Origin of the sequence: Aneurinibacillus uraniidurans (assembly GCF_028471905.1) — a bacterium.
Taxonomy (GTDB): Bacteria; Bacillota; Bacilli; order Aneurinibacillales; family Aneurinibacillaceae; genus Aneurinibacillus; species Aneurinibacillus uraniidurans.
This window is the reverse complement of the sequence record NZ_CP116902.1, coordinates 1,543,230-1,556,329: the sequence shown is the minus strand read 5'-3', so window position 1 is coordinate 1,556,329 and position 13,100 is coordinate 1,543,230. Positions and strand designations below refer to the sequence as shown.

Sequence of the window (13,100 nt, the reverse complement as noted above, 5' to 3'; positions counted from 1 at the left end):
TCATATCCCCTTCTCTCTATGATCCCGTGCCATCTCTTCGAGCTCACGCAAGCGCACTTGCGCCTCTTCTAGATCAGCCCCGTAATACTGCAACGCATCTTCTCGGTCAATGATACGGCAGTGCCCGGTCAAAATATGTGATTGCAAGATATACATATCCCCTTCTTGCTCATCTTTCCACCAGACACGTCGTCCCATCGACTTGTAGCGTGCCTGTGTGCGGGCGCGGGAAATCCAGTCCGCTCCGCTCTCGTCACCGTGTTCGATCCCATTAAAAGCAGTCAGTCGTATCACTTCAAGCGCTGACTCTCCAAACATGCCTTGCATAATCTCACTGTCGCGGAACAAGGCGCCAACGAGGGCCGCCGCTGTGAAGCCGAGCGTTTTTCGCTCTTTTTCTACCTGGACGAGCGTTTTTTTAGACAGGCCGAGCACATCCGCCATCTGTTCCTGTGTCAGCTTCGCTTCGGTGCGGATCAACCGCACTTTTTCGGAAATCATCCGATCAAGCATGTCTTGCGTAAACTGCACAGGCTCGTATCCGTTCATAACATTCTCCTTTCTTTTGTGTTGAAATTTATTCTTATAGTGTAAAATTACACTTTTAGAGAGTATAAGTCAATACAAAAAATGGGTTTGATGGGTTGAATCTGCCCAACGTGTAGTGGAGAAGCGGAGAAGGAAGGCGCTTTGTCACTTGGTTACGCTCTGCGGGGAAGCGGAAACTGTCCGCCTCAGGGTTCAGGCACACTCGCCCATAAAAGAACGAGATGTTTGGGCGCAGAAGAGTTATGGGCAAAGGCCCGTATGCCTGCCCCCTTCCGCTGGGTAGAGCGTAAAAGCGTTCCACAGCGCCTTCCTTCTCCGCTCCTGCCGACAGTTGGGAGATAACTCAAACACAAATTTTATATGCCTAAGCTCCGTAGTTTTCTCAAAAAAAGGCCGTCTCAATCGCTATGTTCTAGCTCTTGAGACGGCCTTTTTGCCATACTTTCTTCGTCTTTTAAATAATATGCAATACATTAAGAAACACAATCACAATCGCGACTGGCGTTATATACCGAAGCAGAAACAACCAGCCTGCAAATAGACGCGCGCCGGTACTAGATCCTGCGCTCATCTCTTCAAGCAGTACAGCACGCTTCATTTTAAGCGGAACAAATACGGCAATTAACAGTGCGCCAAGCGGCATCAAAATGTTACTCACTAAAAAATCTGCCGCGTCAAAAATTGACTTATCAAATAGCTTCACATCGCTCAATATACCAAAAGACAGCGCAGATGGAACGCCCGCTGCAAAAATAAGCAGACCAGCTATCCAACTCGCCCGCACCCGCTTCTCCTGCACGCCTTTCGTTAAAGAAGCAACAATAATCTCAAGCATCGAAAACGCCGACGTCAGTGTTGCGAATAGGAATAAAACTAGAAATGCCGTGAGAAACAACTGACCAAACGGAATATGCTCAAACACGGCAGGCAGTACCATAAACAACAACCCCGGACCCGCTTCCGGCTTCATACCAAGTGAGAATGTTGCTGGAAAAATTGCCAGCCCCGCCAGTAAAGAGATGAGCAAATTCATCACAACAATCGATACGGCCGAGCGCGGCAAGCTTTCTTTTTTCGATAAATACGAACTGTATGTCACCATAACCGACACACCGACACTAAGCGAGAAGAACGATTGTCCCATCGCATACAACACCGTTTCCGATGTCAGCTTCGTAAAATCCGGTTTCAGAAAAAACGTGACCCCTGCCCATGCTCCATCTAACGTTACGGAACGAATAATAATTGCGATAAACAAAATAAACAGGCCAGGCATCATATATTTATTCGCTTTTTCAATCCCATTTTGCACGCCGCGTGCGACTACGATAACCGTAAGCAGCATAAAAACAAGCTGAGCTCCAACCGTAAGCCATGAATTCGAAATCACCTGACCGAACAGCGCCTCGTATCCGCCGCCCACTTTAAATAGCTGTCCAGTCGCACTGCGGAATAAATATAGCAGAATCCATCCACCCACGACACTATAAAACGAAAGCAAAATAAAACAAGTGATAACGCCAAGGCGCCCAATCCAGGGCCAGGCCGTGTGCGGTGCAATCGCTGCATAGGCACTAACCGCTTCTTTCTGCGTATTGCGGCCAATTACGAACTCACCAAGCAGAAGCGGTAAACCAATCAATACCGTAAATAAAATAAAAATTAGGAAGAAAGCTCCTCCCCCACCCGTTCCCGCTACATACGGAAACTTCCAAATTGCCCCGAGTCCAATCGCCGACCCGGCAGCAGCAAGAATAAAGCCAAGTCTTGATGTCCATTGCTCTGACTGTTGCATATTTTTCTCCATTCCTCTGTTTGTATGTTAGAAAGTCCGTACTCATTCTACCATATGTTATGTATAAATATTTTGTTTTTTACAAATCACATTTTTTATCTCATGTATAAGGGCAGAAAGTTAATGGTGAAAGTATGTAAGAACAACAAAAAGCGATGGCTATTTTCCGTAAATAACCATCGCTGTAGAAAAGCAGTCAACGCTCAAGCGTAAGTTTTGTACAACTCAACTACGCGCGTTTGTTCAATTTTTCTTACGTGATAATTTCAAGCCCTTTTGTCGATATTCTTCCATCGTTTCAGCAGGAACCATACTGCCGCCGGTAGCCCACATGATGTGCGTAGCGTTTTTGATTCGATCTGTTAGTTGATGGTTCTGTAAATATTCCTGTCCCTCTTTCTCCTTCATCAACTGAACAGGACCAAATACACCTGCCAAGGCAGAAGGCTCCAAATAAATATTTTCTGTCTCAATCAATGCATATAATAGCTTATACAACTCATCATCACTCACAGTATAACATCCACTTAATAAAGGCTCGATTGTTTTACCAACAAACCCAGATGGTCTTCCAACTGCAAGGCCGTCTGCTGCTGTCATATTGTCAATACCAAAATCTTGTACAGAAACTTTATCATGCAATCCCGTTGCTAAACCAAGTAGCATACACGGTGAATGCGTAGGTTCTGCGAAGAAACAATGTACATGATCTTGATATAGTAATTTCAATCCGAAGGCAACTCCCCCAGGACCACCGCCTACTCCACATGGAAGATACACAAACAGGGGATGATCTTCATCTACCGTTATATTCATATCCTCTAGTTGTTTTTTTACCCGGGAAGCTGCTACTGCATATCCTAAAAATAGGTCGCTGGAATTTTCATCATCAACGAAATAACAATTTGGTTCGCTATTCGCATGTTTGCGGCCTTCTTCTACAGCTTTACTATAATCTTCTTTATATTCAACAACGGTTACCCCTTTGCTTCTCAGAAGATCTTTTTTCCATTTCTTCGCATCTGCTGACATATGAACCGTTACCTTAAAGCCCATTTTCGCACTCATAATTCCAATGCTAAGTCCTAAATTCCCCGTTGATCCTACTGCAATTGAATATTGTGAGAAGAAGTTTCTGAATTTCTCACTATCCATTATGGAATAGTCATCTTGCAGTGTTACTAGCTGGTGTTGAAGCGCTAGATCCTCCGCATGTTTGAGAACCTCATAAATCCCGCCTCTTGCTTTAATCGAACCTGAAATAGGAAGATGACTGTCGCATTTCAACAAGAATCTACCTGGTAATTCCAGCTCATGGATTTCCTCTACATGTTTTTGCATCGAAGGAATTTGAACGATAGGAGATTCAATAATCCCATTCAATTCTCTTGTTTCAGGAAACACTTTGGCGATATATGGAGCAAAACGCGTCAATCTTTCTTCTGCATCTTTTACACCGTTTTCATTAAGTAGAATTTTTTTAATTCCTGCCTGAAACAACTCATAGTTAGGGTTTGACCAAAACACTTCTTTTGTTGCAATTAGCTCATGTAGTAAGGGATATTCTGTTATCCAATCTTGTACACATTTTCCTTCGATCTTAGTGGTTCTCATCTTTTTCCTCTTTTCATAGCAACGGTGCTGTTTTGCCCGGTTTTTCTCACTGGCCAGAAGTTATTTTAACACCAACAGCTCCTATTGTAATACAAGCAATCAAAACTATTCTTTTACGATCTTTCGGTTCATTAAAGAAAAGCATTCCTACTAAAACACTCCCAATCGAGCCGATACCGGTCCAGATTGCGTAGGCCGTCCCGACTGGAAGAACCGTTAATGATAGAGAAAGGAAATAAAAGCTGAGACTTCCAAACAAAAGACAGGCTACAGAAGGGAAAAATTTTGTAAAGCCATCAGCAAGTTTAAGGCTTATGACACTGCCAATCTCGGCAAAACCAGCAATAAGCAGGAAAAACCACGCCATCTACACATCACCTAACCTTGTACGCATCATTTCACTTCTTGTTGCACGTGGTCATCGTTTGAAATGATTTTCAGTCCAATGATTCCAACAATCATTAAGACAACAAAAAAAATTTTGAGCCAATTGATTGTCTCTCCCCAAAAGATCGCACCAATCGCTACCGTTCCTACCGTACCCATCCCCGTAAAAATAGCATACCCTGTTCCCACCGGAATTGAATGTAACGCCTTTGACAATAAAAAAAAGCTAAAAATGATAATTCCCACCGTGAGTATACTAGGGATGAGCTCGGTAAACCCGTGTGAATATTTAAGACCTATAACCCAGACGATTTCTAAAAGACCTGCAATCATAATGTAGATCCAGGCCATTTAAAGATTCTCTCCTGTTGTAATCATAAGGTTTTCAAGATATTGATAAATGGCATGGGCCACACCATGCTCATTATTTTTTAGCGTTGTCATTGTACAGACCTCTTTTACCTCATCCTTCGCATTCCCCATCGCCACACTGTATTTTACCTTCTGAAGCATCGATAAATCATTGTTGCTGTCTCCGATTGCCATCGCCTGATCTAAGGAACGATTGATCAAAGTAGCCAATTTTTCAAGAGCAATTCCTTTAGATGTGTTCTTACTCGTAATTTCAATGTTATGATGGGCAGATGAAGCGACTGTTAGCGCATCAAAGGCTGCGAATTGTTTCCATCCTTCAGCTAATTTCCCTTTATCAAACGAACAAACCAAAATATTATAAACGTCTTCCTCTTGTTTTAAAATATCTTGATAGTTTTCAACGAAAACATACCCGAACTGATCGAATTGTCGTTCTGCCTCTTCCACTACTTCTTTCATATCTGCATCTAAATCTGCGCTTTTCATCTTTTGAATCTCATGATAGAAATGTTCTCGTACTTGTCTAGGGGTATAAATGGCCGTGTCTGTAAACACTTCATAATAATAAGCCCGTTCGTCCAGCCATTGGAGAATCGATTGGACATGATCTCTCTCTATTGTAGTAGCAGAAATACGCTTTTCATCCTTCGCATGAATAGTCGCACCGTTTGTGCCAATTACAATGGTAGAAAGCCCTGCCTTTTCACAAATTTTTCGCACATCAAAATAAGCCCGACCTGTCGAAATGACTACTTCAATGCCCTTCTCCTGGGCATCTCGAATTGCTTTTATATTTTCTTCACTAATTTCATTTTGATGGTTTAATAGTGTTCCATCCATGTCTATTGCAATTAAACTCATGTTGTCCGGCTCCTTTTATAGACTACTACGCTTCAATCCAATCGATTTCGTTTAATTTTGAATGGCTCTCCCATGTCTTTGGAAGTGACTGATCGCAGACAATTACATCAACCTTTTCTAAAGGACAAACCTTACAGAATGTATCAACACCCAATTTTGAATGGTCAGCTACCATAATAATTTGTTTTGATACATCGACCATGGTACGGGAAACTAATGCCTCATTTAAATGATAATTACTCACACCATTTTTAATCGAAACACCGCCCGCTGAAATGAATGCCTTATCGATATTGAATTGATTTAACATTTGCTCTGTGAGACGACCGCTTACAGATTGTTGTTTCGGATCAATTTGTCCTCCCAACAATAAAATCTCTCCTGTAAACTTTTTTTGGTTAAGAGATTCTGTTAATACAGCTGAGACAGGGATCGAGTTTGTTAAGATCGTAATATTATCTTTGTTCTGGATAGAACGAGCAAACTCAACCGTAGTTGTCCCTACATCAATGACAATTACATCTCCATCGGAAATAAGCTCGGCTGCTTTTTGGCCGATTTTGATTTTCTCTGCTTGGTTTACAGTAGTACGCTGTGTAAACGGAGGCTCTCCAGATTGAAAGGTCGTTTTAATCGCCCCACCATAAACTTTTTTCAGTAGCCCACTTTCCTCTAGCATTGTTAAATCACGGCGGATGGTTTCTTCTGAAACATTGAATTGCTTAGCTAAATCAACGACTTTTACCTTTCCAATACTTTTAAGTTCATTTAAAATTTCATGCTTTCTTTCCTCCGGTAAAATCAACATTTCATCACCTTATTATTTCTTTATAATTTATAAAGCAATGCATTCTTTCTTAGGGATAAGTATATGAGCGCGTGAACCTTGCTCTAGCATTCCACCTTGATGGTGAAGAGAATCCACATAAAAAATCGAACCATCTGTTTCTACTTCGTATCGTAAAACATTCCCTGTCATTGAAATATCCCGAATCAAACCTTGTACTGTCCAATTATCTTGTAAAGACTGGATGTCTTGCCCATCAGGAATCAATTGTAAAACTTCAGGACGAATCGCTACCTCATAGCCTGTTAATTCTGTACTGTGAACAAGCTTATTAAAGACCTCTATATCTAGAACATTATAATTTCCAATGAATTTTGCCACAAATGTATTGATCGGGGACGTATAAATTTCTGATGGCGAACCATATTGTACGATGTTCCCTTCATTCATAATAAAAATCTTATCAGACAGAGTCATCGCTTCTTCCTGATCATGCGTAACAAAAATCGTTGTAATCTCTAATTCTCTTTGGATTCTCTTTAATTCTTTTTGTAGATTTTTTCTGATCTTTGCATCCAATGCACTTAACGGTTCATCCAAAAGCAACACTTTCGGTTCCATTACAAGTGCTCGTGCAAGAGCAACCCGCTGCTGCTGCCCGCCAGATAATTGATGCGGATAAGATCCTTCTTTTCCAGTTAAATCGACCATATCAATCATATTCTGCACTCTTGATTTGATATTTTTCTCTTTTTTCATTTTGAGGCCATATGCAATATTATCAAAAACCGTCATATTTGGGAAAAGCGCATACGATTGAAACACCATCCCGACATCACGCTGACGTGGTGATAAATGGGTAATGTTTTTTTGATCTACCAGGATGCTCCCCGTATCAACTTCTTCAAGTCCTGCAATAGAACGTAATAACGTACTTTTTCCGCATCCACTTTGTCCAAGAAGCGTAGCGAATTCTCCTTTTTGCAAGGTTAAAGAAATATTATTTAAAACGACCTGATTTTCATATCGCTTCGTTACTTGGTCAATGCTTACATAGTTCATTAATTTTCACCTTCCAAGACCGTAATTTTTTGAGAAGATTTCTTCTTGAAAATCGAAAACACTCGCTTCTTATTTAACAGCATCGGACTTTTTTGGTCTCTAAACGTGAGTTTTAAGACGGCACCGGTTACTACTAAAATCACGGAATAATACGTAATCACAATGGCACTTGTTAAGTGACCGCTCGTATTTAATTTGTTGGAAAGATAAATTTGCAAGGTTTCAAATCGACCTCCAACGAGTAAATTAGCGAAAGAAAACTCACTAAACAAAAGGGCAACGGATAATAGAGTTGATACTAAGATACCTGATAGAATATTTGGAAACACTACCGTTCGAAAAGCCTGGAGCTTTGATGCTCCCAATAACTCAGCTGCATCAACAAGTTCTACTGCATTAATTGTACGAAGACTGTTCCGAATCCCCTGATACATAAATGGTAGAATCGTAACAAAATAGGCGCCGATCAAAATCCAAGGTGTTCCAGAAATTTGAATCGGTCCATCCGAATATAACTTGATTAATCCTACCGCTCCAACAATTGGCGGGATTCCATAAGGAAGCATAGCCGTTGCTTGAAGCAGCCCTTCCCATTTACGAAAATATACGCTGATGATAAAGATTGTTGGAAGCATAATCAGAGTGCTAAGCCCTACAGACATAACAATCAAAAACAATGTGTGTTCAAAGGCAGTAAAAAATCTTTCATCCTGGAACAATTGAATGTACCACTTCATCGTAAAAGACTCAGGTAAAATCGTATGATCCCACTTACCCGCAATGGAAAATAAAAATGTTCCGAGAAGCGGAATTACCAAATAGATGATAAGTAATCCAACAATTATTTTATGAACGGTCAATGAAGACTTCATCGTAAATCCCTCCTAATGCGGCGCATCATTCGTTGATTAAACCACATCGCGACAATCATAGTGGAAGCTAGCAAAACACCTAATGCACTACCTAGCTGTGGCTTTAATGTAACATCGCTGGCAACTAGAGACGCAATTTGCAGCGACAATAAATTATAGTTACTGCCGACTAAGGCATAAGCGGTAGCATAAGCACCCATGGCATTCGCAAACAAAATGCTGAATATCCCTGCAATACTAGGTAACAGAACCGGCAGCCCAATATGGAACCAAAACTGTCGTTTTGAAGCTCCTAATAATGCTGCTGCTTCTTTCCATTGTTGTTTAATCCCCTGATAAGAAGGATAAAGAAGCATAACAGCCAGAGGAATTTGGAAGTAAACGTAAACGAGAATTAATCCGGTCCAGGAGTAGAGATTAAACTTTGCAAACACATCCCAGCCAAGCTTGGCAAAAAGCAGCGTAAACAGACCATTGTTTCCGAGTAAAATAATGTATGAAAAAGAAAGGGGAATCCCTTCAAAATTCGAAGTCATGTTGGCAATCATAAGTAAACGGTTTTGTACTTGTTGCGAGAACTTTGTAAACGAAAAAGCGACAACAACAGCCACAATGATCGAAGTTATGGCAGAAAACAGTGAAATAAGCACGCTGTTATAAATGGCTTGTAAGTAAAATTTACTTTTGAATATCGTTACGTATTGGTCGATTGTAAGCTTGATTCCATCGTCTGCATAAAAGCTATTTTTAATCATGGAAACTAACGGTCCAATTTCAAAGCCAATCACAAGAATGATAAAGGGCAGTAAAAGAGCTAAAGCATACCATTTTGGTTTTTTCATTTTTTGCAAGAGTTTTCGCTCCTCTATATGTGCTCACAATTTTTTGAATCGATCTGGCTCTATCACCAGATCGATTCACATGATAAAAGTAGACTTCTCATCTGTCCTTTCTAATGAGCGACTGTTTCCTTCAATCCAGGCAATCGATAAGAAATCATTTTATCGGTCCGCTCAATCCCTAAGAGTTCACAAACGAGTGGTGCAAAAGCCAATTGTGGAACGACTTCTTCGTGAATTCCAGCTTCCACTCTTGGGCTGATGATGAACAGCGGTACGTCGCGTTCACCATCCGTTATGCCGCCATGGTTGCCATATTCACTCATGCCATGATCAGACGTAATTAAAATGTGGTAACCAGCTTTCATCCAAATCGGTAGAAGTTGTGCTAATAAGCTGCCCATTTTCAAAATTTGCTCACGATATTCTTTCGATTCCGAACCATAATTTTCTCCTTTTACGTCAACACCCATAGGATGAATGTATAAAAAGTCCGGATCATACTTTCTGCGCAAAACCTCGGCATCCATTATCAAATGACTGTCCGGATAGTCTTCGTCCCAATAGAACTTGCCATATTGAATCGGCTTAGACTCATCTTCTTGCTCACGATCTTCAATAAAGTCGAATGGCGCACGATTATAAAGTTCACTTACCCAGTAATACGATGCTGTTGCATTTCTTAAGCCGTTTTCTTTCGTAAGATGAAAGAGACTTTTTTCCGTAGATAGACGAACGGTTTGGTTTGACGTAATTTCATTCATGAATACAGGCGTACCTGTCAATAATACTTCATATAATGGACGGGACAGACTTGGAAGCTCTGACTTTACCTTGTACAGTGCCGCCTGATTCGTTTCAACCAGATGTTGAATAAATCCGAGCGTCTCACAGGCTTTATCGTATCGCATGCCATCAACAACAATCGCGATCACTTTATTTGACATTGACTAACACCTCTTCTTGCCAGAGTTGTGGTAAAGTACTGGCTGTTTTTTCCCAAGCTTGTGGATCTTTGATTGGTTTTGCATTGTTGTATTGCTCTTTTGGAAGCATTTTGTCAGCTACTTCTTTTGGAAGTTTTACATCACGAATTGGACGAGCAAATCCTTTAGCCAGGTTAATTTGTCCTTGGTCACTCAAGATATATTCTCGAGTTGCCATCGCTGCATATGGATGTTTTGCATATTTGTTAATAATCGTTGTATAGCCGCTGACTACCGAACCTTCTTTTGGAATGCATATATCAAATTGGTCACGGTTTATTTGAGTAGCATAATTAAGTGCGTTGAAATCCCACACAATCGCAACTTCTACTTCGCCTTTTTCAATATTGGCTGGCTTTGCGTCCGTTAGACTAAGGCGGCCTTGCTTCGCAAGTTTAGCAAAAAAGTCAAGTCCTGGCTTAATATTCGATTCACTACCGCCGTAAGCCATCGCCGCAGCAAGAACGCCCATCTGATTTTGCGCTCCGCGCTGCACATCCCCAATTGTCACTTTGTAATTCCCCTTCAAAATGTCGTCCCAGGATTTCGGCGGGTTTTTCACCAATTTTTTATTCGTAAGGAATGCAATCGTTCCTTGGTATCCAACAACCCAATCCCCATTGTCGTCTTTCGCCCATTGAGGTATTTCATTCCAATGAGAAGTTTTATATGGAAGAGTTAATCCTTTCTTTTCAGCAATTGGAGCAAAAGAAATTCCCATGTCACCGATATCAGCGGTTGCATTCTCTTTTTCAGCTTCGAATTTAGCAATCTCCTCAGCGCTCGATATATCTGTATCTGTATGCTTCAAATTATATTTTTTGGTCACGTCAGCCCATGTTTCTCCCCAATTCGCCCATGTATCAGGCATACCAGCACTGTTGACTTCTCCTTCTGTCTTTGCTTTTGCTTCGATTTCTCCAACGCTTAATGAACTAGGATCTTTAACAACAGGAGCAGCAGATTCTTCTTTTGTTCCGCAAGCCGTTAAACCTAGTAAGCTCATTCCTAGTATTCCAGCTTGAATTGCTTTAAAAGATTTCTTACTCCATTGACGTTTCATCAAAAAAACCTCCCATTGTTCTTGTTTCATTTGTTTTTATGTTGATTGTTTACTGTTTCATCATACTTCGGTAATATAAACCACACATTAAGCCAATGTTAAAGCTTTGTAAGTTGTCTTACATACCTGCTTCTTTATTACTAATGCTCTCATTTCACAAATGAGGTTTTCACAATGGAAACATAAGTTTTTTAAAATTTGTCATATCCTTTTCATCATTTGCGCACATTTTTTCAGTACAATGCTAAATAGAGATTTATTTTATCGTGCGGAGGGAAAAATATGCCGCTTGATCTGTTCATTATTTCGGTGCTCTGGTTTATGCTGTTCGGCTATGTAATTGTAGGAGCGATTCATTCCGGTGCGGGATTTTTTCGTCTGTACAGCGATTGGTCCGGCGAGGTGCCTCCGCTTTATGCTGCCATTCAGCGCTATTCGTCTCCATTCTGGATCATTTACGGCATGATCGGTCTGGTCATTCCCGTTTTGCTTGCTATTTCTGAAGGAGACTTCTTTACGATTCAAAACGGTCGTCTTACACTACTGCTGAATGATTTGCTTACTAGTCCGTTTTCCTGGAGTGTGATTCTCCTCGCCGTTGTAAGCATTCTATTTATTTCTGCTAGTTTTCTGACCTACTATGCCAGACGGATCAAAGATGTGGGGGCAGAAGCGATGCTCCGCGTATATACACTGATGTGGAGTCTTCCTGCTATTCTTGCTTCTGTCATTGTGTTCTTTATGCTCAAGCTGCACAATCGCCTGCACTTCATCGACATGCTAACGGTGATGTGGGTATTCCCACTTTCATTTCTGGCATTTCTTGTAGCTGTGTATCTTGTTTACAAGAAAAAAGCGTATGGTGTCTCCTTTTTTCTGATTACCATACAGTACGGGCTCGCGTTTTTTGGCTATGCTGTATCTCATTATCCGTACGTATTGTATCCATACGTTACTGTATATGATGGAAAAATCAGCCCGTCCTTTATCCTTACTACGCTTTGTGTGGGAGCACTGTTTTTACTGCTTCCGGTACTATACGCTGCCAGACAACTCTTTTTGCTTCATCATAAATGCACACGAAGCCAACACTAACCAACAAAAAAACGTATGCAAGCCACATAAGGCTGCATACGTTTTTTATAAGCTTCTTATCAGAGGAAAAAAGCTTTTCGCTGCTTGTCGATTCCAAGCAACGGAAGCAAAAAGCGTCCGAATGCCTGCACCGAAAACGTACAAGATGCTTTTTTCCAATACTGTTTCTTTACAAACTCGAGCAAAGCAGGAGGAATTTTACGGGCTGCAATAAGTGGATAATACAGGCGATAGCCTTCCTTAAGATGTTCCCAGCGTCTATCATTCCCCTCCTTTACATACTCAGATACATCGACTACTCGGCATACCTCACCCTGTAACAAAATATTTTTCACATGAACGTCACGCGGATTTAGTCCGACACTGCGTGCATATGCAATTGCTTCATCCACCTGTGTAATCACATGAGCCGGAATTTCAACCCCTTCGATCAGGCAATCATACAAACTCTTTCCCTGTTCGTAACTTAACACCAGGCATCGCTCGGCTGATCCGTAATATGTCGGAAAATATGGATTATTCCCAAGCTTTCGGTAAGCCTCTTCTTCATTTTTACGTTTTGCATCCGTTGTGGCTGCATATACTTTATAGGCGTATCCTGGATGGTCCTCATGCACAAACACAGCTGCATCTGTCCCGCGCCCTACACACACAATGCCTTGTGGAACACCTCCGATCCGAACAAGTTGGTTTCCCTCTTCTTCTTGAATATTTATCTCCTGAAAAAGTTGAATCGGCTTTTTCCAGTCCATTTGTCACCTCTTTCCCCCATTTCCTCACCAGTTCCTACGATGCGCTCTTCATATTTTATGTAT

14 protein-coding genes are annotated in these 13,100 nt (G+C 41.1%); 1 reads left to right on the top strand and 13 read right to left on the bottom strand.

The features are described from left to right. The 12 genes from PO771_RS07795 to PO771_RS07740 form a co-directional block, all read right to left on the bottom strand. Positions 1-549, bottom strand: coding sequence for a helix-turn-helix transcriptional regulator (locus PO771_RS07795; RefSeq protein ID WP_272562697.1), 549 nt, complete (start codon positions 547-549; stop codon positions 1-3). 454 nt (positions 550-1,003) lie between these two features. Further along, positions 1,004-2,344, bottom strand: coding sequence for a sodium-dependent transporter (locus PO771_RS07790; RefSeq protein ID WP_272562696.1), 1,341 nt, complete (start codon positions 2,342-2,344; stop codon positions 1,004-1,006). Between the two features lie 243 nt (positions 2,345-2,587). Next, positions 2,588-3,958, bottom strand: a complete 1,371-nt coding sequence (gene dsdA / locus PO771_RS07785; RefSeq protein WP_272562695.1) for a D-serine ammonia-lyase — start codon at positions 3,956-3,958, stop codon at positions 2,588-2,590. Between the two features lie 46 nt (positions 3,959-4,004). Beyond that, complete coding sequence (locus PO771_RS07780) at positions 4,005-4,325, bottom strand: DMT family transporter (RefSeq protein WP_272562694.1); 321 nt, start codon at positions 4,323-4,325, stop codon at positions 4,005-4,007. Between the two features lie 26 nt (positions 4,326-4,351). Then, complete coding sequence (locus PO771_RS07775; protein WP_272562693.1) at positions 4,352-4,696, bottom strand: DMT family transporter; 345 nt, start codon at positions 4,694-4,696, stop codon at positions 4,352-4,354. After that, positions 4,697-5,581: a Cof-type HAD-IIB family hydrolase gene (locus PO771_RS07770; RefSeq protein WP_272562692.1), complete on the bottom strand. Its 885-nt coding sequence runs from the start codon at positions 5,579-5,581 to the stop codon at positions 4,697-4,699. A gap of 25 nt (positions 5,582-5,606) precedes the next feature. Then, positions 5,607-6,389 (bottom strand): DeoR/GlpR family DNA-binding transcription regulator, encoded by a 783-nt coding sequence (locus PO771_RS07765; protein ID WP_272562691.1) that lies wholly within the window; start codon positions 6,387-6,389, stop codon positions 5,607-5,609. A 27-nt stretch (positions 6,390-6,416) separates the two neighbouring features. Continuing rightward, positions 6,417-7,430 (bottom strand): ABC transporter ATP-binding protein, encoded by a 1,014-nt coding sequence (locus PO771_RS07760; RefSeq protein WP_272562690.1) that lies wholly within the window; start codon positions 7,428-7,430, stop codon positions 6,417-6,419. Then, positions 7,430-8,302 (bottom strand): ABC transporter permease, encoded by an 873-nt coding sequence (locus PO771_RS07755; protein WP_272562689.1) that lies wholly within the window; start codon positions 8,300-8,302, stop codon positions 7,430-7,432. Before PO771_RS07755 ends, PO771_RS07760 begins: the two co-directional genes overlap by 1 nt. Continuing rightward, on the bottom strand, positions 8,299-9,144 hold the full coding sequence (locus tag PO771_RS07750; RefSeq protein WP_272563126.1) for an ABC transporter permease: 846 nt from the start codon (positions 9,142-9,144) through the stop codon (positions 8,299-8,301). Before PO771_RS07750 ends, PO771_RS07755 begins: the two co-directional genes overlap by 4 nt. A 110-nt stretch (positions 9,145-9,254) precedes the next feature. Beyond that, on the bottom strand, positions 9,255-10,088 hold the full coding sequence (locus PO771_RS07745) for an alkaline phosphatase family protein (protein WP_272562688.1): 834 nt from the start codon (positions 10,086-10,088) through the stop codon (positions 9,255-9,257). Then, a complete protein-coding gene (locus PO771_RS07740) occupies positions 10,078-11,190 on the bottom strand; it encodes an ABC transporter substrate-binding protein (protein WP_272562687.1) in 1,113 nt (370 codons plus the stop codon). Before PO771_RS07740 ends, PO771_RS07745 begins: the two co-directional genes overlap by 11 nt. A gap of 282 nt (positions 11,191-11,472) precedes the next feature. On the opposite strand from PO771_RS07740, the gene PO771_RS07735 reads away from it, so the two are divergent. Next, complete coding sequence (locus PO771_RS07735; protein ID WP_272562686.1) at positions 11,473-12,285, top strand: cytochrome d ubiquinol oxidase subunit II; 813 nt, start codon at positions 11,473-11,475, stop codon at positions 12,283-12,285. 59 nt (positions 12,286-12,344) lie between these two features. Here PO771_RS07735 and PO771_RS07730 read toward each other — a convergent pair whose 3' ends face one another. Next, positions 12,345-13,037: a protein kinase family protein gene (locus PO771_RS07730; protein ID WP_272562685.1), complete on the bottom strand. Its 693-nt coding sequence runs from the start codon at positions 13,035-13,037 to the stop codon at positions 12,345-12,347. Between the last annotated feature and the right edge of the window lie 63 nt (positions 13,038-13,100).